The sequence below is a fragment of the Denitromonas halophila genome, assembly GCF_007625155.1.
GTDB lineage: Bacteria > Pseudomonadota > Gammaproteobacteria > Burkholderiales > Rhodocyclaceae > Nitrogeniibacter > Nitrogeniibacter halophilus.
The window spans coordinates 21,808-45,596 of sequence record NZ_VMNK01000002.1; the positions used below are offsets into that span (position 1 = coordinate 21,808).

The 23,789-nt window shown below is 63.6% G+C and carries 26 protein-coding genes; 11 read left to right on the forward strand and 15 right to left on the reverse strand.

Features of this window, described 5'->3' with window-relative positions:
• Nucleotide 1: 1 nt before the first annotated feature.
• Complete coding sequence (locus FHP91_RS00895) at nucleotides 2-1,165, reverse strand: UbiH/UbiF family hydroxylase (RefSeq protein ID WP_144307824.1); 1,164 nt, start codon at nucleotides 1,163-1,165, stop codon at nucleotides 2-4.
• Between the two features lie 216 nt (nucleotides 1,166-1,381).
• Here FHP91_RS00895 and ahpC point away from each other — a divergent pair, with 216 nt between their 5' ends.
• Nucleotides 1,382-1,948 (forward strand): alkyl hydroperoxide reductase subunit C, encoded by a 567-nt coding sequence (gene ahpC / locus FHP91_RS00900; protein ID WP_144307825.1) that lies wholly within the window; start codon nucleotides 1,382-1,384, stop codon nucleotides 1,946-1,948.
• Nucleotides 1,949-2,097: 149 nt separating this feature from the next.
• On the forward strand, nucleotides 2,098-3,672 hold the full coding sequence (ahpF, locus tag FHP91_RS00905; protein ID WP_144307826.1) for an alkyl hydroperoxide reductase subunit F: 1,575 nt from the start codon (nucleotides 2,098-2,100) through the stop codon (nucleotides 3,670-3,672).
• 76 nt (nucleotides 3,673-3,748) lie between these two features.
• Here ahpF and FHP91_RS21220 read toward each other — a convergent pair whose 3' ends face one another.
• Complete coding sequence (locus tag FHP91_RS21220) at nucleotides 3,749-4,534, reverse strand: PEP-CTERM sorting domain-containing protein (RefSeq protein WP_246116182.1); 786 nt, start codon at nucleotides 4,532-4,534, stop codon at nucleotides 3,749-3,751.
• 362 nt (nucleotides 4,535-4,896) lie between these two features.
• Nucleotides 4,897-5,415 (reverse strand): HAD domain-containing protein, encoded by a 519-nt coding sequence (locus FHP91_RS00915; RefSeq protein ID WP_186301405.1) that lies wholly within the window; start codon nucleotides 5,413-5,415, stop codon nucleotides 4,897-4,899.
• A 167-nt stretch (nucleotides 5,416-5,582) separates the two neighbouring features.
• On the opposite strand from FHP91_RS00915, the gene fabI reads away from it, so the two are divergent.
• Both fabI and FHP91_RS00925 read left to right on the forward strand, forming a co-directional pair.
• On the forward strand, nucleotides 5,583-6,362 hold the full coding sequence (gene fabI, locus FHP91_RS00920; RefSeq protein ID WP_144307827.1) for an enoyl-ACP reductase FabI: 780 nt from the start codon (nucleotides 5,583-5,585) through the stop codon (nucleotides 6,360-6,362).
• A gap of 9 nt (nucleotides 6,363-6,371) precedes the next feature.
• On the forward strand, nucleotides 6,372-6,980 hold the full coding sequence (locus FHP91_RS00925) for a hypothetical protein (RefSeq protein WP_186301406.1): 609 nt from the start codon (nucleotides 6,372-6,374) through the stop codon (nucleotides 6,978-6,980).
• Between the two features lie 32 nt (nucleotides 6,981-7,012).
• Here FHP91_RS00925 and FHP91_RS00930 read toward each other — a convergent pair whose 3' ends face one another.
• On the reverse strand, nucleotides 7,013-7,753 hold the full coding sequence (locus FHP91_RS00930; RefSeq protein ID WP_144307828.1) for a FadR/GntR family transcriptional regulator: 741 nt from the start codon (nucleotides 7,751-7,753) through the stop codon (nucleotides 7,013-7,015).
• 92 nt (nucleotides 7,754-7,845) lie between these two features.
• Between FHP91_RS00930 and FHP91_RS00935 the strand changes: the two genes are divergently transcribed.
• Nucleotides 7,846-9,225: an FAD-binding oxidoreductase gene (locus FHP91_RS00935; RefSeq protein WP_144307829.1), complete on the forward strand. Its 1,380-nt coding sequence runs from the start codon at nucleotides 7,846-7,848 to the stop codon at nucleotides 9,223-9,225.
• A gap of 21 nt (nucleotides 9,226-9,246) precedes the next feature.
• On the opposite strand, the gene FHP91_RS00940 is transcribed toward FHP91_RS00935, so the two are convergent.
• The 10 genes from FHP91_RS00940 to FHP91_RS00985 form a co-directional block, all read right to left on the reverse strand.
• The gene (locus tag FHP91_RS00940; RefSeq protein ID WP_144307830.1) at nucleotides 9,247-9,717 is read right to left on the reverse strand and encodes a tetratricopeptide repeat protein; all 471 of its coding nucleotides are present in this window, start codon (nucleotides 9,715-9,717) and stop codon (nucleotides 9,247-9,249) included.
• Nucleotides 9,717-9,953, reverse strand: a complete 237-nt coding sequence (locus FHP91_RS00945) for an oxidoreductase-like domain-containing protein (RefSeq protein WP_144307831.1) — start codon at nucleotides 9,951-9,953, stop codon at nucleotides 9,717-9,719. The genes FHP91_RS00940 and FHP91_RS00945 overlap by 1 nt, the downstream gene beginning before the upstream one ends.
• A 10-nt stretch (nucleotides 9,954-9,963) precedes the next feature.
• Nucleotides 9,964-10,452: a TIGR00645 family protein gene (locus FHP91_RS00950; protein ID WP_144307832.1), complete on the reverse strand. Its 489-nt coding sequence runs from the start codon at nucleotides 10,450-10,452 to the stop codon at nucleotides 9,964-9,966.
• Nucleotides 10,453-10,531: 79 nt separating this feature from the next.
• Nucleotides 10,532-10,792: a hypothetical protein gene (locus FHP91_RS00955; protein ID WP_144174052.1), complete on the reverse strand. Its 261-nt coding sequence runs from the start codon at nucleotides 10,790-10,792 to the stop codon at nucleotides 10,532-10,534.
• Entirely contained in the window at nucleotides 10,789-11,403 is a 615-nt protein-coding gene (gene rpsD, locus FHP91_RS00960) for a 30S ribosomal protein S4 (RefSeq protein ID WP_144174044.1), read from the reverse strand. Before rpsD ends, FHP91_RS00955 begins: the two co-directional genes overlap by 4 nt.
• A gap of 207 nt (nucleotides 11,404-11,610) precedes the next feature.
• Complete coding sequence (locus FHP91_RS00965; RefSeq protein WP_144307833.1) at nucleotides 11,611-12,993, reverse strand: 4Fe-4S binding protein; 1,383 nt, start codon at nucleotides 12,991-12,993, stop codon at nucleotides 11,611-11,613.
• On the reverse strand, nucleotides 12,990-13,814 hold the full coding sequence (locus FHP91_RS00970) for an FTR1 family iron permease (protein ID WP_144307834.1): 825 nt from the start codon (nucleotides 13,812-13,814) through the stop codon (nucleotides 12,990-12,992). The genes FHP91_RS00965 and FHP91_RS00970 overlap by 4 nt, the downstream gene beginning before the upstream one ends.
• Before the next feature lie 11 nt (nucleotides 13,815-13,825).
• Entirely contained in the window at nucleotides 13,826-14,152 is a 327-nt protein-coding gene (locus tag FHP91_RS00975; protein WP_144307835.1) for a cupredoxin domain-containing protein, read from the reverse strand.
• A 65-nt stretch (nucleotides 14,153-14,217) separates the two neighbouring features.
• Nucleotides 14,218-15,699 (reverse strand): carbohydrate porin, encoded by a 1,482-nt coding sequence (locus tag FHP91_RS00980; protein WP_144307836.1) that lies wholly within the window; start codon nucleotides 15,697-15,699, stop codon nucleotides 14,218-14,220.
• Nucleotides 15,699-16,238: an iron transporter gene (locus tag FHP91_RS00985; protein ID WP_144307837.1), complete on the reverse strand. Its 540-nt coding sequence runs from the start codon at nucleotides 16,236-16,238 to the stop codon at nucleotides 15,699-15,701. The genes FHP91_RS00980 and FHP91_RS00985 overlap by 1 nt, the downstream gene beginning before the upstream one ends.
• Before the next feature lie 511 nt (nucleotides 16,239-16,749).
• Between FHP91_RS00985 and FHP91_RS00990 the strand changes: the two genes are divergently transcribed.
• The gene (locus FHP91_RS00990; RefSeq protein ID WP_144307838.1) at nucleotides 16,750-17,940 is read left to right on the forward strand and encodes a diaminopropionate ammonia-lyase; all 1,191 of its coding nucleotides are present in this window, start codon (nucleotides 16,750-16,752) and stop codon (nucleotides 17,938-17,940) included.
• 46 nt (nucleotides 17,941-17,986) lie between these two features.
• Here the strand turns inward: FHP91_RS00990 and FHP91_RS00995 are convergent, their stop codons facing one another.
• Complete coding sequence (locus FHP91_RS00995; RefSeq protein ID WP_144307839.1) at nucleotides 17,987-18,490, reverse strand: Lrp/AsnC family transcriptional regulator; 504 nt, start codon at nucleotides 18,488-18,490, stop codon at nucleotides 17,987-17,989.
• 254 nt (nucleotides 18,491-18,744) lie between these two features.
• Here FHP91_RS00995 and FHP91_RS01000 point away from each other — a divergent pair, with 254 nt between their 5' ends.
• The 5 genes from FHP91_RS01000 (at nucleotide 18,745) to FHP91_RS01020 (ending at nucleotide 23,764) form a co-directional block, all read left to right on the forward strand.
• On the forward strand, nucleotides 18,745-19,521 hold the full coding sequence (locus FHP91_RS01000; RefSeq protein ID WP_144307840.1) for a maleate cis-trans isomerase family protein: 777 nt from the start codon (nucleotides 18,745-18,747) through the stop codon (nucleotides 19,519-19,521).
• A 23-nt stretch (nucleotides 19,522-19,544) separates the two neighbouring features.
• The gene (locus tag FHP91_RS01005) at nucleotides 19,545-20,708 is read left to right on the forward strand and encodes a M20 aminoacylase family protein (RefSeq protein ID WP_144307841.1); all 1,164 of its coding nucleotides are present in this window, start codon (nucleotides 19,545-19,547) and stop codon (nucleotides 20,706-20,708) included.
• A 49-nt stretch (nucleotides 20,709-20,757) separates the two neighbouring features.
• Nucleotides 20,758-21,804 carry a TRAP transporter substrate-binding protein gene (locus FHP91_RS01010; RefSeq protein ID WP_144307842.1) on the forward strand — a complete coding sequence of 349 codons (1,047 nt, stop codon included), beginning with the start codon at nucleotides 20,758-20,760 and terminating at the stop codon, nucleotides 21,802-21,804.
• 77 nt (nucleotides 21,805-21,881) lie between these two features.
• Complete coding sequence (locus FHP91_RS01015; protein WP_144307843.1) at nucleotides 21,882-22,424, forward strand: TRAP transporter small permease; 543 nt, start codon at nucleotides 21,882-21,884, stop codon at nucleotides 22,422-22,424.
• Nucleotides 22,421-23,764 carry a TRAP transporter large permease gene (locus tag FHP91_RS01020; protein WP_144307844.1) on the forward strand — a complete coding sequence of 448 codons (1,344 nt, stop codon included), beginning with the start codon at nucleotides 22,421-22,423 and terminating at the stop codon, nucleotides 23,762-23,764. The genes FHP91_RS01015 and FHP91_RS01020 overlap by 4 nt, the downstream gene beginning before the upstream one ends.
• Nucleotides 23,765-23,789: the final 25 nt, after the last annotated feature.

A 23,789-nucleotide genomic window follows, 5' to 3' on the forward strand; every position in this document is an offset into this window, starting at 1 on the left:
ATCAAAAATGTCCGCTGATGGCGTATCGCACCAGTGCGTTGCGTACGACAGGGATTTGGTTGGTGAGGTTCAGTCCGATGTTGCGCAAACCCGATAAAAGTCCGTTGTCGGGTTTGAACAGGCGGTTGAGCGCATGGGTGGTGGACTGCAGCAAGGTGGTTTCTTCGGCGCGGGCGCGGGCGTAGCTGGCCAGCAGCGCGGCTTCGCCGGGGTCGCGCCAGGCGGGTAGCGGGCCGAGCAGCTCGGCCAGCGCCTTGGCGTCCTGATAGCCAAGATTGATGCCGTGGCCTGAGAGCGGATGGATGGCGTGCGCGGCGTCGCCGATCAGTGCGACACGCGGCGCGGTCGGTTGCGAGACGCGCATCAGGCGCAGCGGGAAAGCGGCGGCCGGCGTTTCGGGCGTGAGCTTGCCGAGTGTGTGCTGACCGGCCTCGGCGACGCGCTGGCAAAGCGCCTCGGGTGACAGGGCGACCAGTGCGTCGGCCACGTCGTCGGGCGCGGACCAGACGATGGAGATCATGTTGTCGGGCAGCGGCAGGTAAGCGAGGATGCCGTCCTCGCGGAACCATTGATAGGCCGTGTTGCGGTGCGGCTTTTCGCAGTGGAAATTGGCGACCACGCCTTTTTCGTCGTAGGGCGTGGTGGTGGCGGCAATGCCGACCTGCTCGCGCACCCAGGAGCGCGCGCCGTCGGCGGCGACCACCAGCGAGGCGGTCAGGGTCTTGCCGTTGTCGAGGGCGAGCGTGGCGGCGTCCTCATCGACGGCCAGGCTCACCGGCCGCGCCGGGCACAGCAAAGTGAGATTGTGCTGGCGCTTGATGGTCTCCCACAGCTCGCGCTGCATCAGACCGGATTCGACGATCCAGGCCAGCTCACGCAGGCCGCAGTCGTAGGCCGAGAAGTCGAGCTGGCCGCCGGCGTCGCCGTGGATGGCCATGTCGTAGACCGGGGTGAGGCGGGCGCTGTCGAGGTGCGGCCAGACACCGATCTGGGTGAGGAAGTCCACATTGCCGGGGCTGATGGCGTAGATGCGGCTGTCCCAGCCTTCGGCGCGGGCGGGCGGCTGGGATTCCACCACCGCGATCTTCAGCCGGCTGCCGCGCAAGGCGGCGGCGAGACTGGCGCCCGCGAGGCCGGCGCCGACGATGACCAGATCGAATTTCATGTGCAGTGCCTGAAAAACAGGAGGGCGGGGCGCATGCCCCGGATGGGGCTGAACGTTACCGCATTGGCGGTTTTCGGCAAAGCGCGGCGCGCAATCGCTGACCTATAGGTGACGCCTATCAGGAAAATTTGTACGTTCAATTGGATCAATATAGTGCGGCGCAATAGGATGGCTCCAGTGCTTCAACAACACCCTCAACCACCTGGAGAAAATCACATGTCGAACCTCATCAACAGCAAGATCAAGCCTTTCAAAGCCACTGCCTACAAAAACGGCGAATTCAAGGAAGTGACCGAGCAGTCGCTGCTGGGCAAGTGGTCGGTGGTGTTCTTTTACCCGGCCGACTTTACCTTTGTGTGTCCGACCGAACTGGGCGACCTGGCCGACTACTACGAGCAGCTCAAGGACATGGGCGTGGAAGTGTTCTCGGTCTCGACCGACACCCACTTCACCCACAAGGCCTGGCATGACGCCTCCGAGACGATCAAGAAGATCAACTACGCCATGATCGGCGACCCGACCGGCACCATCTCGCGCAACTTCGAGGTGATGATCGAGGAAGAAGGCCTGGCCCTGCGCGGCACCTTCGTGATCAACCCGGAAGGCGAGATCAAGGTTGCCGAGATTCACGATCTGGGTATCGGCCGTGACGCGAAAGAGCTGGTTCGCAAGATCCAGGCTGCGCAGTACGTGGCCGCCCACCCGGGTGAAGTGTGCCCGGCCAAGTGGACCCCGGGTGAGCAAACCCTGGCCCCGTCGCTGGATCTCGTCGGCAAAATCTAAGTAGCCCCCCACGGCCGCCGCTTGCGTGGCGGCCGGTTTTTGTAGGGCGGGTTTCAACCCGCCATGGTCGGCTGAAGCTGACCCTACGTTCCCATGCCCGGGGCCGCCGGGCATTTTTTGCGCCAAAAATCTGACTCAGGAGGCCCGCCATGCTCGACGCCAATCTCAAACAACAGCTTTCGACTTACCTGCAGAACGTCACCCAGCCGATCGAGATCACGGCGAATGTCGACGACGGCGCCAAGTCCGCCGAAATGCGGACCTTGCTGAATGACATTGCCAGCCTGACCGACAAGATCACCGTTTTTGAGACGCGTGACGCCGAGGTGCGCGTGCCGTCCTTTGCGATCAACCGGAAGGGTGCCAGCATGGGCGTGCGCTTCGCCGGCATCCCGATGGGCCATGAATTCACCTCGCTGGTGCTGGCGCTGCTGCAGGTCGGCGGCCATCCACCCAAGGTCGAGGCCGATGTGATCGCGCAGATCAAGGCGATTGAAGGGCAATTCGACTTCGTCACCTACATCTCGCTGTCTTGCCAGAACTGCCCGGAGGTGGTGCAGGCACTGAACCTGATGGCGACCCTCAACCCCAACGTCCGCCACACCATGGTCGATGGTGCGCTGTTCCAGGACGAGGTCGAGCGCAACAAGATCCTTGCTGTGCCGAGCGTCTATTTGAATGGCGAGGTCTTCGGCCAGGGGCGTACCAGCCTCAAGGAGATCGTCGCCAAGCTCGACACCGGCGCCGCAGCACGTGACGCGGCCAAGATCGCCGACAAGGACGCGTTCGACGTGCTCATCGTCGGCGGTGGCCCGGCTGGCGCGGCGGCGGCCATTTACGCCGCGCGCAAGGGCGTGCGTACCGGCGTGGTGTCGGAGCGCTTTGGCGGGCAGGTGATGGACACCATGGCGATCGAGAATTTCATTTCGGTGAAGGAAACCGAGGGGCCGAAGCTGGCGGCCGCGCTCGAGCAACATGTGAAGCAGTACGAAGTGGATGTGATGGACGGTCAACGCGCCGAGGCGCTGATTCCCGGTGAACTCAATGAAGTCCGGCTGGCCAGCGGCGCCACCGTGAAGGCGAAAGCCATCATCCTCGCCACCGGTGCCCGCTGGCGCGAAATGAACGTGCCTGGCGAGCGCGAATACCGCGGTCGCGGCGTGGCCTACTGCCCGCACTGCGACGGCCCCTTGTTCAAAGGCAAGCGCGTGGCGGTGGTTGGTGGCGGCAACTCGGGCGTCGAGGCGGCGATTGACCTGGCCGGCATCGTGGCGCAGGTCACCTTGCTTGAGTTCGGTAGCGAGCTGCGTGCTGATGCGGTGCTGCAGGCCAAGCTCAAGAGCCTGCCGAATGTCACCATCCATACTGACGCGCAAACCACCGAAGTGACCGGCGCGGACGGCAAGGTCAATGCCCTGGTCTACACCGACCGGACCACTGGCCAGTCACACACGGTGGCGCTAGAAGGCGTTTTCGTGCAGATCGGTCTGTTGCCCAACACCGATTGGCTCAAGGGTGTGGTCGATTTGAGCAAGCATGGCGAGATCGAAGTGAATGCGCGTGGTGAAACCAGCGTGCCTGGCGTGTTTGCCGCCGGCGACGCGACCACCGTGCCCTACAAGCAGATCATCATCGCCATGGGCGAGGGCTCAAAGGCCGCGCTGTCGGCCTTCGATCACTTGATTCGCAGTTCGGTGCCGCACGAGGCCGCGTCAACGGTGTAATGGTATAGCCCCGTGTTAACGACAAAAGCGACCTCGCGGTCGCTTTTGTCGTTTCAGCTGCAATTACTTGCAGTGATCAGGCAGCCTTGCGGCGGCGAGCCAGGTTCAGACCCAGCAGGCCCATGCCGAGCAGTGCCAGCGAGGCGGGTTCCGGAACCTGATTGACTGGCGGTGCGCCGGTGTCGCCAGAGAGCAGGTTCTCGAACATGCGCTCGTTGTCGAAGGCGCCCCAGTTGGGGGCGTTGTCCCAGACGTTCTGGTCGGTGATCAGGAACACACTGCCCGGGCCGATGTTCTGGTAGGCCATCATGATGTCGTTCGGGTTTTCTTCGCCGACCATCAGGACTTGTGCGGAACCGGACACCAGCAGCGGCGCAAACGCGGCGTATTCGTAGGTGTTCACACCGTCGGTCAGCGGGTGGGTCAGGATTTGGCCGTCAGCCACCGATGCGGAGCGGAAGCCCGAATCAGACACGGTATTGACCACCTGGATGTTTGCGCCAAGTGCGGCCAGCGCAAAGTTGATGCGCGTGTTGTAGGCCGGAACGAATGTCCCGTGCTCGCCCATGAAGGCGATGCGGCCACCACCGGACAGGAACGAGCTCATGGCGCTGATTTCAGCTGCGGTGTAGTCGTTTGTCGGCTGGATTGCCCACAACAGGTTAACACCGGTCAGGTTGATGGTGTCGAGTTGGCCCGTCACGATGGATGAGCTGTGACCTGCCAGACCGTTGTAGAAGTTGTTCAGCGTGGAGGGGCTGTACGCGTCGCTCCAGATTGCGGCAACACCCGCGTTAGCTGCACCGGCACTCATCAGGCTGACTGCCGCGCAGACAACGGCGATGTTTTTCTTGATCTTCATGTTGAACCCCTTTGTGTTGCGTAAATACCGTTCTTCGGTGGAAGAAGTTTGGTAACAAATTGTTCTGTTGTTGCAGAGCACAAATCAGGCCAGATTCTAAAATTCTTCCGTAAGTAATTGATATTTAAATAGTCTGCTGGAGTTTTTGCCTGCTCCTGAAACCACTTCATGAGAAGCGCTTTTGGAAGTGTAAAAAAGTGCGACGCTTCAGGGAGGGTCGCTTACGGGCGGAGGGTGCCGGTAAAACGCGCTGGGCATTGAGCCCGTGAGTTTGTCGCGTCAGCCGGGGCGTTGGTCTGGGGGCTCCGGTGTGCCGCCATTGGCCGCTGTGCGAACGGAGTGTTGCGTCGCTGCGGGTTGGGTCAAGTGCTCGGCGCGAGCCCGGATTGGCCCCAATATGGGTTGTGGCGTGGGGCATCGTCATGGACAAGGCCTGCGCGAAACGCTTTGAGGACGGAACGCATCCGCTGGGCGTCATCGTCCATGAAGCCGGATTTGAAGTCGGTGAGAATCAGCCGGGCGCGGGTCGGCCAGTTGCCGGGTGCATCATCGATGGCCAGCCACGGGGTGTCGGTGGCGTGGTGGTCGGCGAGCCACTGGCGGGCTTCGGCTTCGCGCAGGCCGTAGAAGTCGCTGTTGTGCCCTGGCAGTCGGAACGGCGTGACGCCGATGACACGAGACCGGATGTCGTCGGAGAAATGGGCCTGCAGTCGGCGCAGGGAAAACAGCGTGCGCCAGTCGGAGGTGATGACCACGCGGCATTCGTCGAATTCGCGCAGCACGGCTTCGATGCGCGGCAGGCAGCGGAAGTCTTCGACCTCGCGCAGCGGATGGGTGACGCCATCGAAGTCCAGAAAGACGTAAATCTCGGATCGGTTCATTCCCGCCTCCTTGTGGGATGCATTCTAGTCTACGGTTGCTGCGGTGCAAAAATTTAGGGCGTTTGTCACAAAAAGTTCTTCAGGTTTTGTACCTACTGGTCGTCTAATTGAGTGGGCGTTCGCATTTGGTGCAACGCGGAATATTGACTCAATGGAGAGGTTGAATCATGCAAGCAATTGTCGATCTGAGTGGAAAAGTCGGACTGATTACCGGTATCGCAAACGAGAAGTCGATCTCGACCGGCGTGGCCGAATCCTGCGTCGAGGCGGGGGCCAAGCTGATCGTGACCTATCAGAATGACAAGACCCGGGCGTTCATCGAGCCGGTGGTGCATCGTCTGGGGGTGGAGCACGTTTACGCGCTTGATGTGACCCGCCCGGAGACCATGGCGGATGTGCAGGCGAAGATTCTTGAGCATTTTGGCAAACTCGATTTCGCGATCCACAGCATGGCCTTTGCCAAGCGTGATGACTTGCATGGCCGGGTGGTGGATACGTCTGCCGACGGTTTCGCGATGGCCATGGATGTGTCCACCCATTCCTTCGTGCGCATGGCCAAGATGGTCGAGCCCTTGATGGAAAAGGCGGGCGGTGGATCGCTGATCACCATGACCTATCTCGGTTCGGAAAAGGTTATCGCCAACTACGGCGTGATGGGCTTGTGCAAGGCGGCGCTCGAAGCGGCCACCCGCTACATGGCATGCGAACTGGGGCCGAAGAACATCCGCGTGAATGCCGTGTCACCCGGCCCGCTGATGACCCGCGCCGCTTCGGGCATCGCGCGCTTCGATGACCTGATGGCCTCGGCCATCGAGCGCGCGCCGATGCACTCGCTGGTCACGCCCGAGGACATTGGCGCGCTGACCGCCTTTCTGGTGTCGGACGCAGGGCGCCTGATTACCGGTGGCATTCACTTTGTCGACGCGGGATACAACATCGTCGGCTAGACTTTTCGCATGTCCTGCGAATCGGGTATGGTCAGCGCGCGTGAGCGCTTCGGCCGTGCCGACATGCTCTTTGCCGACCCGGTGCCGCCGCACCCCATGCTCGATGGTCTTATCGAAATTGGTCGCGGTGAGTACAGCATCGTGCTCGCCAAATGCGATGGCGAGCGGGTGTTGAAAGTCGTCAGCTCACCGGCGGATCATTTCTACTACACCGCCGATGACCGCCCGACCGGCCTGCACTTCCCGATCGTGTTTGCCGATCATGGCGTCATCGGTCGCGCCTCCACCGGAAATCTGCTGCATCTGATCGAAATGGAGCGCTTGTATCCGATCCGCCCGGAGACACCTGCGGCATGTGCCGCCGCCGCTCTGACTGATGCTTATTGGGCATCGTGTCGGCAGTGGGCCAATCTCGGCGCGGACATGGGGCGGATGGCGTTTTTCTCGCTGCTTCAGTCGCCGCCGCCGGACATTTCTGGTTCGCTGCTTGATGCCCTGCTTGCGCTGGCAGCGTTTGTCGAAGCGTATCAGGTGCTGCCTGACATTCTCAGCGAGGGCAATTTGTTGGTGCGGGCCGATGGCACCCTGGTGTTTTCGGACCCCGTGTTTCTTGGGTGAGACATCGGCGTGACACTTGGCCCAGGATGTCTTTAGTTGAACCCGGCCATGACCAGGCCTTGCGACGCCAGGTCAAAGTGTCGTGCCAGTGCGTTGCAGGCGGCTTCCGGGTCGCCGGCGGCAATGGCCTGGGCGATGGCCTCATGGGCACGCACCACCTCCTGTCGAGATTCATCGTCGCGGCGCTGACGCCAGACCATCGGGTTGGTTTCGCGCATGGCGCTGGTCAGCGCGGCGACCAGGACCGGGAAGAGCGGATTTCGACTGGCCTCGGCGATGGCGACATGAAAGGCGATGTCGTGTTCGGTCATTCGCGCCAGATCGTCCACGCAGTCATGCATCTGTGCCACCAGGGCAAGTAGCCTGCGGGCTTCGGCATCGCTGCGGCGGATGGCGGCCAGGGTGACGGTGCGCGTCTCGACCGCGCGACGGGCATCCCACATCTGTTGCGGATTAATCTGCTCGGTGCGCAGCGCATGGGTCAGTGACAGCGCAATGACCGATCCGTCAAAACCGCACACTTGGGCGCGTCGGCCCGCGCGCATCTCGATGATCCGCATCGCCGAGAGCGACTTGAAGGCTTCGCGGATGACGGTTCGGCTGACGCCGAGCCATTCGGCGAAGCGCGCTTCGCTGGGCAGCTTGTCGCCAACCTTGAGTGACTGACCATGAATGTGGTCGGTGATCGCCCTGATGGCATTGTCGACCCGGGTCTGGGGGGGTGGCGTTTCGGTCGGCTGTGCCGGTGTGATCGGTGCTTGGCGTTCGTGCATAGTTGATGTTATAAGTCGCAATCGACCTATCATACAAGTTATTTCCAGCTCGCGGTGTGGCCGGCGGGCGCGGGAAGTGGAGGAAGTGGGCAATGGGTGATGTATTGCGAGCCTTGATCGACGCGCTCGGTGAAGACGTGGTTGTGCATGGTGAGGCAGTCGCGGCGCGCGCGACCAGTTACTGGGATGCTTCGCCGACCCGTGCGATGGCGGTGCTGCGCCCGCGGACGACAGAAGAGGTGAGCGTCGCGCTGGCGATCTGCCACCGCTTTGATCAGCCCGTGGTGACGCAGGGCGGCCTGACGGGCTGTGTGCAGGGTGCGGTGGCGTCGGAGAAAGAGCTGATTCTGTCGCTCGAACGGATGAGCGCGATCGAGTCCATCGACCCGGTCGGTGGCACGGCCACGGTGCAGGCCGGCGTGACGCTGCAGGCCATGCAGGAGGCGGCGCGGGCGCAGGATCTGCTGTTTGCGCTGGATCTGGGCGCGCGCGGCAGTTGCACCATCGGCGGTAATGTGGCGACCAACGCCGGCGGTATCAATGTGCTGCGCTACGGCATGATGCGTGCGCTGGTGCTTGGGCTGGAGGCGGTGCTGGCCGACGGCACGGTGCTGTCGAGCATGAACCAGATGCTCAAGAACAACGCCGGCTACGATCTCAAACAACTCATGATCGGCACCGAGGGCACGCTGGGCATCGTGACCCGCGTGGTGCTGCGCCTGCATCCGCTGCCCACCAGTTGCAATGCGGCGCTGGTGGCACTGGAAAGCTTCGATCGGGTGACCGAATTGCTGTCGCGTATGCAGCGCGATCTGGCCGGTACGCTGAGTGCGTTTGAGGTGATGTGGAACGACTACTACCGTGCGGCCACCGAGCCGGGCGGCCATCGCGCCCCGATGGATCGGGATTACCCTTTTTACGTGATGCTGCAGGCTGAAGGCGCTGACGCCGCGGCGGATGCGGCGCGTTTCGAGACGCTACTGGAAAACGCGTTTGAGGCGGGATTGATCGTCGACGCCGTGATACCCAAGTCGGAGAGCGAGCGCCGGGCGCTATGGGAGGTGCGTGAGGACTTCGAAGCGATGCTGCATGGGCGTACCACGTTCCTGTACGACGTGAGCCTGCCGATCCGGGAAATGACGAGCTATGTGACCGAAATGCGCGCCAACATCGCGGCTGAGTGGCCGGACGCGCGTTGCATTGTTTTTGGGCACATGGCGGACGGCAATCTGCACCTGTTCGTTCAGCCCGGCGTGGACGGCGCCGAGCATGCGGTGTGCGACGAGGCCGTGTATGCGCCACTGAAAAGTCGTCATGGCTCGGTCTCGGCCGAGCATGGCATCGGTGCCGAAAAACGCGCCTGGCTGGGCTATTGCCGCAGCGAGGGCGAGATCGCGGTGATGCGCGCGCTCAAGCAGGCGCTTGATCCCAAACAGTTGCTCAATCCGGGTCGGATTTTCGATCCGGCCTGATGCACGGGCCTGCCGCGGGGATCAATCCGGCGGCAGGCTGGCGAGCAAACGGCGCATGTCGCGGTCGAGCGCGGGGGCGCTGCCCGAGGCGGCCAGACCGGCTTCCAGACGTTCACGCGCCGGGGCAAAGGCGTCATTCGCCAGGTGTTCGAAGCCCTGCTTGTAGCGGCGCAGCGCGTGGGTGTCGGGGAGCGCATCCAGTGGCTGCCAGGTCTGTAGCGCGTCTTCGAAACGTCCGCGCGTAATTTGCAGCAAGCCCAGATGAAAACGTGCAACAGGATGATCCTGTTCGTCGGCCAGCGCGCGAGCCATTTCGGTTTCGGCGGCATCGAAGAGTTCAAGGTGCGCGTATTCGGCACCCAGTCGATAGGCCACGGCCGTATCGTTCGGCGCCTCGGTGGCGGCCGCCTTGAGCAGGCGTAGCGCGGTGGTGTGGTCGCCGCGCTCGGCGGCGGCGTCGGCGTCGGTCAGTGAGGCGTTCGGGTGGGACATCAGGCGTGGCTCTCGATCAGGGTGCAGGCGTCGTCGCGCCAATACACCAGGGCGTTGAAATAGCCTTCCCACACACAGCCGTTGCAGCCGCGGCCGCAGCAGGTATCGGGGATGGGCGGCGGGGGGCGCAGGCTGAGTTGGCGGGTGCCGAGTTCGCCGCTGACCGCCACCACCAGCGCCTGCGCGTCATCGACGTGGCGCAGGGGCGCTTGGCGGAGGCTGGCAGTCGGCAACATCGACCCGCGCTTAGTGCCGGGTGATCTTGTCGAGATAGCCCATGGCAAAGGCCGACACGACAAAGGTCAAGTGGATGATGACGTACCACAGCAGCTTGTCGGAATCGAGGTTGCTGGCGTTCATGAACACCTTGAGCAAGTGGATCGACGAAATTGCCACGATCGACGCCGCCACCTTGTTCTTGAGGCTTGAGGAGTCCATCTTGCCCAGCCAGTTGAGCTTCTCGGCCTCGTCGCCAATGTCGAGCTGTGAGACGAAGTTTTCGTAGCCGGAGAACATCACCATCACCAGCAGGCCGCCCACCAGCGCCATGTCGATCAGCGACAGCACCAGCAGAATGAGATCGGTCTCGGGCGTGCTGAAGACATGCGGCAGGACGTGAAAGACCTCCTGGAAGAACTTCAGTCCGAGCGCGAGCAGCGCCAGGCTCAGGCCCAGGTAGATGGGGGCGAGCAGCCAGCGCGAGGCGTACATCGTGCGTTCGAAAAACTTTTCCATGCCATGCATCCAAGAGAGTGTTGGCCGGCATTTTAGGCGGTTTTCGGTGGCTGTGCCTTCGCGCGGCGGCGGGTGCTGCTCAGTGGTGCAGGGATTGAGGCGGCGTGTCGACGGCCAGTTGCAGCCAATCGCCAAGAATGCCGGCGGCGCAGCGTTGTACCGCGGCGGGCAGGCGCGGGTCGGCGGCGATGGCGCGCAACTGCCCGACCACCGCTTCGGCCAGACGCGGGTTGCCGGTGCTCGAATACCGGGTGACCAGTTCGAGCGCGGCCACCAGGGCCAGTTCGGGCTGGCTTGCGTAAGCCGGTGGGCCGTCGGCGTGGTGGTCCGCCGCGCTCACATGCGCACCGCGTAGTACTCGACCACGTCCTGCACGTTCACCGGGAAGGGCACTTCGTCGGGTTCGGGCAGGCGCATCACGGTGGCCGTGGTGTCCTTGTCGTTCCAGCCCAGCCACTCGGGTCGGGTGAGTGCGGGCTCGGCGAGGCTGGCGCTTACGATGCCGATCTGGCGCGCCTTGGCGGTGAGGGTGATGACATCGCCAACACGCACGCGGATCGACGGAATGTTCACCGAGCGCCCGTTGAGCAGCACATGGCGGTGGCGTACCAGTTGGCGGGCAGCGATGCCGGTGGGCGCGAAGCCGGCACGGAAGACGGCGTTGTCGATTCGGCATTCGAGCAATTCGAGCAGCTTGTCGCCGGTCGGGCCCTTGTCGCGCTTGGCTTCGCGGAACAGGCGGCGGATCTGGGTTTCGGTCAGGCCGTAGTTGAAGCGCAGCTTCTGCTTTTCGATCAGCTGCAGACCGTAGTCGGACTTGCGGTGTTTGTTGCGCGCGCCGTGCTGGCCCGGCGGGTGGGGGCGGTCGCTGATGGATTTGCGCGACAGGCCGGGCAATTCGGTGCCCAGGGCGCGCATGACTTTGAGACGGGGGCCGGTGAAGCGGGACATGACATCTCCTTGGTGGCTTAGCCTGTGGTCAGGCTGTTGGGGAGTCGGCATGTCGCGTGCTGCGCGGCGGGAAGCGGGCCGATCTCCCGTGAGGGCGTGGCTGGCTTCCCGGTGCTGGCGGGTGGCGGGCTGAAGCGGTGGCGCCGCGAGGTCACCACCGGAGCGCGATACTATCGCAAATGCGAAGCATTCGCAATTGCGAGAGACTTACCACACGTAGTACATCACGACCCAGGGCAGCACGGCGCCGGCGCTGGCGATCGCAAATGTTGCCAGCACCAGACCGGCGCGTGCAGCGCCCAGCGTCATGCGCGACACCATCCGCCCGGCGAGCGCCAGACTGGCCAGGCTCGCCGCGCCGAGCAGCAGGCCGCGGATGAGTGGCAGATGCGCGATGTTGATGCCCTCGGCGGCGAGCAGCGACACGGTCAGCGCCGACAAGCCGAGGAACACCCCGGCGCCACCGATCGGGATCAGCGCATAGGCCAGTTGCAGATGGGCGCGGGCGCGGCCGGTGAGATAGCCGGTCAGGCGCAGCCACAGCGAGATCCAGCCGCCAATGAGCAGCGCGGCTGCGCCGATGTAGCCGAGGATCATCAGGCCGTCGAGCCAGGTGAACACATCGCTGGCTTCCGGGTAGTGGGTGAGCAACCACCACGGCGCGTTGTCGCCGAGCAGCGCATAGCTGTCGTGTTCGATCAGCCATTCGGCGGCGGCGATCTTGGCCTGCACGAACCAGGGCGAGGCCGACCACTGAAACGCGCCAATCGCGGTGCCGATCAGGCCATACACCAGCAGGCGGACCTCCCACGGGTTGGCGTCGTCGATCTCGAGCTGCGCGACCTCACTGCCGGGAGCCCGGCCGGCCAGCTCGACCGCATCGCGATGTCCGGCGCAGCGGCCGCACATATGGCAGCCGGCGCTGGTCTCCATGCGACGGATGTCGACCAGCGGCGCACAGTTGACCGGGATGACGCGGGCTGGCTCGGCGTGGTCCCAGCGATCGCGGTCGGTGCGGAAATGCACCGGCGCCAGACGTGAGAGCAGGCCGAACACGCCATTGACCGGGCACAGGTGCCGGCACCACACTCGCTTGTTGCGGCCATACACCAGACCGAAGGCGATGGCGGCGACGGTCGAGCCGCCCAGCACCAGCAGCACCGCCTTGGGGTATTCATACACGCTCACCAGCTGGCCATACACCGTGGTGCCCAGAAAGGCCACGAAGGGCCAGCCGCCCCACTTGATCCAGCGCGGCACCGGCCGGCCGAGCCCGACGCGGCTGACTTGTTCGGTGACGAAGCCCTCGGGGCACAGCACGCCGCACCAGGCCCGCCCCATCAGCATCATGCTGACCAGCACGAAGGGCCACCAGATGCCCCAGAACACAAACTGGGCGAAGCGCGTGAGGTCGTCCCAGAGGTGTGCCTGGTTGTCGGGCAGCGGTAAAAAGGCGGGCACGGCGACCAGAAACAGATAGGCAAACAGCGTTACCCACTGCAGCCCGAGCACGAGTGTGCGATTACGCTGCATCCATCGCCCGAAGGCGGCGAGTCGCGTCGGCGGCGCGGCGGGAAGGGCGCAGCTCATGCGGCGCTCCAGCGCCCGCCTTTAGCGGCAGGTTTTGGGCGGAGCAACCACAGCGTGGCGACCCAGTACAGCAACCACAGCGCGAGCACGCTCAGTGCCGGGCGGGCGCGATAGCCGGCAAAGGTGCCGAGCAGGCCGTTGCCTTCGAGCAGCGCGCCGCTATCCCACACCGGTTCGACCAGCGGTGGCAGCCATTCGAGGTTGAGGAATCCCTCCAGGCCCGACACCAGCAGCCCCGAGGCGAGCAGCAGCAACAGCACCTCGCTAATGCGGAAGAACACGCGCTGTGGCAAGAGGCGCGAGCCCTTCATGAACAGCACTGCCGTGGCGGCGGCCAGTCCGGCGCCGAGGGCCGCGCCGAGCATCAGATCGAGCCAGCCGCCGGCCGGGTTCTCGGCCACGATGCCGTAGAGAAACAGCACGGTCTCCGCGCCTTCGCGGCCGACCGCGATGGCCGCCAGCAGCGCCGCCGACAGCCCGCCGGTCTCTTCGGCGGCGCGGGCCAGGCCAGATTCCAGATCGCGCTTGAGCGTGCGGCCGTGGTGGCGCATCCACACCACCATGTGGGTCACCAGCAGCGCGGCGACGATCATGATGCCGGCCTGGAAGGCCTCCAGCGTGGTGCCCGCCAGTTGCGAGTGGAAGCCGAGCATCGCCGCTGCCAGCGCCAGTGCCAGCCCGATGCCGCCAGCCACCCCCAGCCACAGGTGACGCAGCCGGATGCGGCCGTCGCCGCGGGCCTGGATCCACGAATACAGAATGGCGATGATCAGGATCGCCTCGACGCTCTCGCGCCAGACAATGAAAGTCGCGTTACCCATGGCTGCGCTCCTTATTTGGCGACGATCTCGCCCTTGGCCGTGTCGGGGTGAAATTCACCAAAGAACGGGTAGCGGCCCGGCTTGAGCGGAGCGAACACGATGGTTCGCGTCACGCCCGGGGCGAGTACGGTTTCCTTGCGCAGCTCCAGGCTCTCGAACTCTTCCGGCCCGGCGTTCTTGTTGGTGATCTCGAGACGGAAGCGGGTATTGGCGGGCACTTCGACCACCTCGGGCGTGAAGCGGCCGTTCTCGGCGACGAGGGTGAAGGTGGGCTTGTCGGCCCACGCGGCGGGGCTGGCGAGGGCGGTCAGACAGAGGGCGAGAGCGGTGCGGCGCATACAGACTCCAGAAACGGTGACGCCCCGTCGCGCGGGGGCGACGGGGCTGGCTTCAAAAGACGAACTTAGAAGGCATACAGGGCGCGCACGCCGGCGGCGGTGACCAGGTCGGCGTCACCATTGGCGCCGGCTCGGCGGATGAACTGTAGGTCTGGCGTGAGGGCGAGGTGATCGTTGAGTTGGTAGCGGTAATAGATTTCTGCTACTTGCTCGGCGCCGCTGGCGTCGTAGCCCCAGTCGGTCAGACCGGCCGAATTGGCGCGGAAGCCTTTCGAACTACGCAGCCAGGCCCAGGCAAAGCCGAGGCCGTCGTTGCCGCGCTTCCAGGCATTGCCGGTCAGCTCGCCGCCGACGGTCAGCGCGCGGTCAAACGCGGCGCGGCCTCGCATGCCGTGGCCGTAGCGGGTGAACAGCGTCAGCGATTCACTCACCTGCTGGTCGGCACTGATGCCCCAGCCGGCGTGGGCACGCTCGATGCCGTCATAGCCTTCGGCCTGCGGGTTGTTCCAGGCATAGGCGCGGTAGGTGCCGTCGAAACCACCAAAGGCGCGCACATTTTTTTCGACCTGGGCGATCACGAAGGGCTGGGTGAAGCTCTTGCCGAAGGTGCTCGAATCGCCCGCGCCGAACAGGCCGATGGATGCGCCCCAGCCGCTCTCCTCGTTCACATAGGCCAAGCGCACGCCGGGCGTGAACCCGTAGCTGTCGGCGCCGACCTGGCCACCCGAGTCGAGAAGCGGGTTGTGCACGAACACATTGTTCAGGAAGCGGGTCGATTCATCGTCCGCCGCGCCGTTCTGGTCGAAGAACACGAAGGGGTCCATCTTGCCGATGGTGAATTCCATGCGTGCCGGTGCGCCGTCGAGCTGGTCCGCGCCGATCGGCGTATCGAGCTGATACCAAGCCTGCGCGAGCACCGCGTTGGTGTTCTCGCTCGGCACGCTCTCCTGCGCGAAGCCCATGCTGTTGGTGGCGCCGTTGAAGAAGGGGCGGGTGTCGCTGTGGCTGCCATCCTGGCCGAAGCGGGCCTGGAAGAAGAACTGGCCTTCGCCATCGCCGACCCGGCCGGCCGGCAGGGTCACGCCGACATCGCCACGCCAGCCGAGCACGGTCTCGCTCTTGTTGTCGGTGCGGCCGTCTTTCGACAGATGCTGCGCCACGGCGCCGACGCTGACTTCGGCCGAGATGCCGTCCAGCGCTTCGGCCAGGGCATTGGCCGGGCCGGTGGCCACGGCTTTTTGTTCGACCGCCTTCAGGCGGGTGGCCAGGGCCGGCTCGGTGTCGCTGATGCGCTCGCTGTCGAGCGCGGTGGCCAGGGCGCGGTTGTCGGCCTCCAGTGTCTTGACGCGGGCTTCGAGGTCGGCCGGTTTGCTCGCTTGCTTGAGCTGGCTTTCGAGGCTGGCGTTGCGCGCTTCGAGTTTGGCAATGCGCTCGGCCAGTTGTTTGACGATGGCGCGCAGGCCGGGGTCGTCAGCCGCCTGTGCCGGCGTGACGCCGACCAGCACGGTGAGCGCCGCAGCGCTCAGGGGCAGGGCGAAGCGGCGCATCAATAGCCCCCCTTCTTGCCGATGCCGGCATAGGTGAATTCGTATTCGACGGTGAACGGCGCGAACCAGGGCCGCACGCCGGTCTCGCGGTCGGTGTGGCGGCCGAAGTGGGCGTGGGCGTTGGCGCTCGGCGGGGCGATGTTGTACTTGACGGTGTACTTGCCCGCGCCCATCAGCTTGATGTTGTTGCCGTAGTGGGGGCCGTCGCTGGCCACCATGGGCATGAAGTCGCCCTTGAGCACCTCGGTGCTGCCTTTCTTGCTGATTTCGTAGTTGATGACGAGGTAGGGGATCCAGTCGCCTTCGGCAAAGCCGTTGGGGTTGCTGGCCAGGGCGCGGATGTCGGCCTCCATGTGCACATCGCTCTGGGCGGCGGGCGTCATCATGCCGGCCGGTTCCATCTCCACCGGCTGCAGATAAACGGCGGCGATCTCCATACCGTGCAGATGCTGCGGCGTACCGATGGGATACTCGAGGGCCTGGCTGCTCAGCGGGGCGGCCAGCAGGGCGAGAGCGATGGCGTGGCGGGCGAAAGACATCAAATTAGCTCCGGAAGTTCAGAAAAGTGCTGCAATGATATCGCGAATGCGAATGACTCGCATTGCCAACAATCAAGAATTTCGCGAGATTGTCCCGACGAGTTGATGCTTCTTGTTGCGGCGCCTGTGCTCGGCAAATGTGTTGCGGAACGGGCGGATCTGTGGGCTTTTGATCTTGCGTGTTCGTAAGCTACGAATGCTCGTTATTTATCGACGTTTGGCTGCACAAAAATGTCGTTTTATGACGAAACGCCGCATTGGCAATCCGTAGACTGGGTAATCGTTGAGTGGGCGGCAGCTGCGGTTGTGCTGTGGCATCACAGGCATCGGCGCAAGGCGCCGACATGGAATCGGGGGGAGGCCTGGCGCGGAGCGTGCCGGGGCATGCGGTGGGGAGGCGGTCTTCCCTGAAGCACGGCGGGGGGCATCGACGCCTTGCGTGGTGTCGATGACCCGCAGACGCACTTCACTCCGGTCATCTTTTATGAACAACCCAAGGATCCGGATTGCCATGTTGAAGATCGAAGGAACACTGACTCATTTCGCCAACCCTGCCGCGGACGCCAATCGCTCCTATCCTGAAGCGCTGAAGGACGTCATTTGCGTGGCCAAGGCGGGAGAGGCCATCGCAGACATCAAGACCTGGCCCGGCTACGCGGCCACGCCCTTGCACCAACTGAAGTCGATGGCCAGGGCCGCCGGGTTGGGCGCCATCTACTACAAGGATGAGTCGCAGCGCTTCAGCTTGAAGAGCTTCAAGGCGCTCGGCGGCGCCTATGCGGTTGCCCGCCAGTTGCAACGCGCGGTTGAGGCGCGCACCGGTCGTCGGCCGAGCATTGCCGAGCTGCTGGCCGGCGAGTGCAAGGCGGACGTCGCCGGGCTGGTGGTCAGCTGCGCCACCGACGGCAACCACGGCCGCTCGGTGGCCTGGGGCGCGCAGATGTTCGGCTGCGGCTGCGTCATCTACGTCCACCGCGATGTCTCCGAGGGGCGCAAGCAGGCGATGGAAGCCTTTGGTGCCGAAGTGATCCGTATCGCTGGCAACTACGACGCCTCCGTGCGCCAGGCCGACGCGGATGCCAAGGCCCACGGTCGGATCATCGTTTCCGACACCAGCTACGAGGGCTACATGGAGATCCCCAAGGATGTCGCGCTGGGCTACACCGTGATGCTCGACGAACTGGTCGTGCAACTCGACGGCGTCATCCCGACGCATGTGTTCGTGCAGGGTGGGGTCGGCGGCTTGGGCTCCGCGGTGTGCGGCTACTTCTGGGATCTGTGGGGCACGCAGCGCCCGCGGATGGTGATTGTCGAGCCCGAGCAGGCCAACTGCCTGCAGTTAAGCGCCGATGCCGGCAAGCCGGTGGCGGTGGGCGGCGATCTGGAGACCCTGATGGCAGGCCTGGCGTGTGGCGAAGTGTCGTTGCTGGCCTGGAAGATCCTGTCGGTCGGTGCCGATGATTTCATGACCCTGAGCGAAGAGGCGGTGCCGGCCACCATGCGTTTGCTGGCCCGCGGCTTCGAGCAGGATCCGGCGATCGAGGCGGGTGAATCGGCGGTGCCGGGGCTGGCGGCGGCCGTGATCGCCTGCCAGTCGCCGGAGATGTCCGAAGCGCTGGGGCTGGACGCCAGCAGCCGGGTGCTGGTGATCGGCACCGAAGGGGCCACCGATCCGCAGTTGTACCGGAAGCTGGTGGGTTGAGTCCGGACCGCGGGCGGCGATCCGCCGCCTGCACCCGGTCCTCGGGTCATGCGGGGTCGGGGTCTGCCGTTTCGGTCCCGACCGGTATGCACAGGCTGACCTTGACCGGCGCCATCACCACGTTGGTCTGAAAGCTGCGTACGTTCGAGTTCTCGAAAAACGCGGTACGGGTGAAGCGTTCGTAGTCGTCCATGTCGGCGGCGGTCACGATCAGGATGAAATCGGAATTGCCGGTGACGTAGTAGCACTGCTGCACCGCCGGGTTGTTCCTCATCCCGTCCTTGAAGGTGTCGATCAGGTCTGCCCGCTCACGTTCCAGGCTGACCTGTACCACGAAGGTCATACCCCGGCCCACGGCCTTCGGATTGACCACCGACACGTCCGACAGGATCACCTGTTGTTCGCGCATGCGCTTGAGGCGGCGTTGAACGGCGGCCGGCGACAGGGCGACCTGCTCGGCGATCTCTTCCGAGGTGGTGCGATTGGCCACCTGGACGATGTCGAGGATCTTCCGGTCGAAGTTGTCCAGGGTGTGGGATGAAACGGTCATGGCGAGGCCTCCCTTAATACAGGTCGTGGTGCCGATGCCGGGCGTCCGGCGATTGGTACATATCTCTAAAAACCGCGCGAAACGAGTGATCCGTGCGGTGAAAACGCGGAATCTGCAGATTCGCCGCAATCCGGGCAGGGATATTGAAGAATCAAATCCCTGCCAAAGCGTAACTTATACCAAAGGGTCGGCGGTCGAAAATGCCGACTTGCCACCCCGCCTGGACGCTGTCCATTGCCATTCAAGAGGTCTTGATGACACGCATTGATTCCATTTGCCACCGAAAGCCCCTGCAGCAACTCGCCCCGGGCGGGCGGATCGGTGTCATTACGCTGGCGACCGATTTCAATATTGAACAGGACCTGCGCCGCATCCTGCCGGTCGACGTCGAAATTTTCACCAGCCGGGTGCGTAACTTCAATCCGCTGACGATCGAGAACCTGCGCTCGATGGCGCCGGGCATCAGCGCCGCGGCCGATGCGATCCTGCCGGGCACCGATCTGGACGTGGTGATCTATGCCTGTACCTCGGGCACCGTGGCAATCGGCGTTGACCGCATCAGCGAACTGGTGCGCCAGAGTCGCCCGGGTGTGGCGGTGAGCAACCCGGTCAGCGCGGCCTTGTCGGCCTTCGATGCCTTGGGCGCGCGTCGCCTCTCGATCCTCACGCCCTACACCACGCCGGTCAATGCCGAAATGGCGGGGTTCTTTGGCAAGCAGGGCTACGAGGTGCTGAACATTGCCGGCTTCGGCTTCGAAGATGACACCGCGATGACCTATATCGACCCCGACGACATCGTCGATGCGGCGATCCAGAGCTGCGACCCGGCGGCCGACCTGTTGTTCGTGTCCTGTACCGCCCTGCGCGCCGCCGGCGTCATTGAGCGCATTGAGCGCGCGCTGGACAAACCGGTGGTGAGCAGCAACCAGGCCCTGGCCTGGCACAGCCTGCAACTGGCCAACTACGGCGCCCCGGTGCCGGGCTTTGGCCGCCTCATGCAGCAGGTCGGCGGACCGATTCGCCGCCCCTGACACTCAAATCTGGAGGACCAACCATGGCCCAGCTGAGCCCCGAACTGATTGCCGACATGACCGAGTGGCGGCACCACATCCATCGCTTTCCGGAATGTGGCTTCGATGTGCAGCAGACCTCGGACTTCATTGCCGACACGCTGGAGCGCTTCGGTGTCGAGGTGGCGCGCAACATCGGCCAGACCGGTCTGGTCGGCATCCTGCGCAATGGCGACGGCGCGGCGGCGATCGGTCTGCGCGCCGACATGGATGCGCTGCACATCCACGAACAGAACACATTCGACCATCGCTCTCGGCATGAAGGGCAGATGCATGCTTGCGGGCATGACGGGCATTCCGCCATGCTGCTGGGCGCAGCCTGCGAGCTGGCGCGTACGCGGGATTTCAACGGCACGGTCTATTTCATCTTCCAGCCGGACGAGGAGCACGGGAAGGGCGCCCAGGCGATGATCGACGCCGGGCTGTTCCAGCGCTTCCCGATGGATGCAGTGTATGGCCTGCACAACCTGCCGGGCCTGCCGGCCGGTAGCCTGGTCGTGCGCCCCGGTTCGCTGATGGCCAGCGAGAGCAGCTTCGAGATCGTCATCGAAGGCATCGGCGGCCATGCGGCCATGCCGCATACCGGGGTCGACCCGATCGTGGTCGGCGCCCAGGTGATTCTCGGCCTGCAGACCATCGTCTCGCGCAACCTCAGCGCCATCCACGAGACTGCGGTGATCTCGGCCACCGAGTTCATCACCAACGGCACGGTCAACGTGATTCCGTCCCAGGTCACCATCAAGGGCGACTGCCGTTGCTTCACCGAGGCCACGCTGGCCAGGATCGAAGCGCGGATGGAAGCGGTGGTCGCCGGGATCTGCCAGGCGGCGGGGGCGACCTATCGCTTCGAGTTCATCAACACCTTCTATCCGACGGTGAATAGTCCGGCGGCCACCGAAAACGTCATCCGCGCGGCGCGGGCCGCGCTGGGGGATGACAAGGTCAATGGCAGCTGTGACCCCTTCACCATCTCCGAAGATTTTTCCAGCATGTTGCGCGTGAAGCCGGGCTGCTACGCCCTGCTGGGCAATGGCACCGAGTCAGTCGGCGGCTGTGCCCTGCACAACCCGAGCTACGACTTCAATGACGGCATTCTGGAAAGCGGCGCGCGCTACTGGGTCCAGCTGGTACGTGACCAGTTGCGCTAAGCCGAATCGCTCCCACTCCCACCCTTACACACCAAGCAGGAGACATCCCATGAAAAAAGTACTCGCAACCTTGCTGACCCTGGGCATCGCTTTTGGCGCCCAGGCCGAGACCTGGAAGTTCGCCTCCGAAGAGGACAAGAACGACGTGCAGGACATCTTCGCGCAGAAGTTTGCCGAAGTGATCAAGAAGGAGTCCGGTGGCGACATCAAGGTCCGGATCTACTACTACGGCCAGCTCGGCACCGAAAACGACATCGTTGAACTGACGGCCAAGGGCACGGTGCAGTTCGTCTCGGTCGGCACCGGCCACCTCGGCTCTTATGTGCCCGAGGTCCAGGCCATCAGCCTGCCCTACCTGCTCGGCACCAACGAGCCGGTGGTGCGCGAAGTGCTCACCAGCAGCGAGACCATCTACAAGGATCTCGCCGGCAAGTTCGAGAAGGTCAACCTCAAGCTGCTGACCATGTTCTCGGAAGGCGAGATGGTATGGGGCGCGAACAAGGCGATCCGTTCGCCGGAAGATTTCGCCAACCAGAAGATCCGCACCTTCACCTCGACCATCCCGGTCGAGACCTATAAGGCCTTCGGTGCGACGCCGACGCCGCTGTCCTGGGGGGAGGTGTATGGCTCGCTGCAGCTCAAGACCATCGACGGCATGGTGAACCCGCCGTACTTCATCTACAACGCCAAGTGGCACGAGGTGCAGAGCCACCTGATGTACCCGGGCCAGCAGGTGTATGTCGGCACGGTGTCGTCGAACAGCAAGTGGTTCAAGGGCTTGTCGGCCGACAAGCAGGCGATGGTCATGAAGGCGGTCAAGGAAGCCGAGCAGGCCGCCTATGACTACAACCTGAAGATCAACAAGGAGAACATGGCCAAGATCCTGAAGGAGCGTCCCAACATGCAGGTGGTGGTCCTCACCGATGACGAGCGTGCCCGCTTCAAGGCGCTGAGCGCCCAGCTGCATGAGACCTACTTCCACATCGTTGAAAACGCAGCCAAGGATGGCGAAAAGGCCGCCGCGCGCAAGGGCGCCCAGGCCATCGTGGCCGGCCTCGAGCAGGAAGTGAAGGCCGCCGCCAAGCTCGTCAAGTAATCGGCATTCCCGCCGGCCATACCTTTTTTACCTCAGACACCACTGCCCGCGGGCAGTGGCCTGCAGGAGGCGCCGCCATGAAAAACGTACTCAAGAAAGTGAGTGGCATCAGCGAGCGGATCGAGGAGTTCATCGTGTGCTTCTCGATCGTCCTGATCATGTTGAACTCCACCGCCAATGCGATGGGCCGCTATTTCTTTGGCAAGAGCATCTTCTTCGCCGAGGAACTCAACCAGTTTCTGATCGTCTCCGTGACCTTCATCGGCTTTGCCTATGCGGTCAGGAAGGGGCGGAACATCCGCATGACGGCGCTGTACGATTCGCTCGGTCATGGCGTGCGCAAAGTGATCACCACGATCATCGCGGTGACCACCGCTGCCCTGATGTTCTACCTGGCCTACAAGGCCTACTTCTACGTCGTGGAGCTCAAGGACATCAACCGCCTGAGCCCCGCGCTCGAGTTTCCCGTCTACATCATCTACTCGATCATTCCGATCGGCTTCGTGATGGCCGGCCTGCAGTACCTGATCAGCTTCGCGATGAACCTGATGCACCGGGAGATCTATCTTTCCTATGACGTCATCGAAGGGGCATCGCCCGGACTCGGAGAGTCGATATGAGCGGCCTGATGCAGTTCTTCTCCGACGTGATTGCCGGTGATCCGGACGTCTACGTGATCACCTTCACCCTGGTTGCGGTGATGGTCGTGCTGCTGTTCCTCAGCTTTCCGATGGTCGTGCCGCTGGCGGCCGGGGCGCTGATCGGGATGATTCACTTTTCGGATGTGGACACCGGCGTGATCATCCAGCAGATGGTCACCGGCATATCGCCCAATGCGCTGATCGCGGTGCCAATGTTCATTCTGGCGGCCGACATCATGACCCGAGGGCATACCTCGCAGAACCTGCTCGGGCTGATCGAAGCCTTTGTCGGTCACATGCGCGGCGGATTGCCGATCACCACCTGTCTGGCGTGCACCTTGTTCGGCTCGGTGTCCGGCTCGACCCAGGCGACCGTGGTCTCGGTCGGCCAGATCATGCGGCCCAAGTTGCTCAAGGCGGGCTATAACGACAGCTTCGTGATCGCGCTGATCATCAACGCCAGCGACATTGCCTTCCTGATTCCGCCGAGCATCGGCCTGATTCTGTACGGCACGCTCGCCAACGCCAGTGTGGGTGAGTTGTTCATCGCCGGCATCGGCCCCGGCATCGTGCTGGCCCTCCTGTTTTCGGCGTACTGCTACATCTACAGTGTGCGTCAGGGCGAACGTGTTGCCGTGGTCGAAAAGACCGACATCAAGCAGAAGCTCCAGGCCATCAAGAAGGCCCTGTGGCCGCTCGGCTTCCCGGTGCTGATCGTCGGCGGGATCTATTCCGGCGTCGTCACGCCGACCGAGGCGGCCTCGTTTTCGGTGCTCTACGCGATCCTCGTCGAGTGTGTCATTTACCGGGAACTGAAGCTGCGCGATGTGCTCGAGTCTGCGCTCAGCACCGGCCTGATCACCGCCGTGGTGTTCGTGCTGGTGGGTATCGGGCAGGCCTTTTCCTGGTACATCTCCTTCGAGCAGATTCCCCAGGCCCTGCTCGAACCGCTGGATCTGACCAGTGCCTCGCCTGAATTCCTGCTGTTCGTCATCGCCGTGGCCTTCTTTGTCGGCTGCATGTTCGTCGACTCGCTGGTGGTGCTGCTGATCCTGACCCCGATCTTCATGCCGGCGGTGGCCGCGGTGGGGCTCGATCCCATCCTGGTCGGTGTGATGATCACCCTACAGATGGCCGTCGGCTCCGCCACGCCGCCCTTCGGCTGCGACATCTTCACCGCCATCGCGATCTTCAACCGGCCCTACATGGATGTGATTCGCGGCACCTTGCCGTTCATCCTGATCCTGGCCCTGATGACCGCACTGTTGATCTTTGTCCCTGACATCGCGCTGTTGCTGCGCGATCTGGCCTTCAAGTGATGTTCCGTTCGGCCGCGTCATCCTA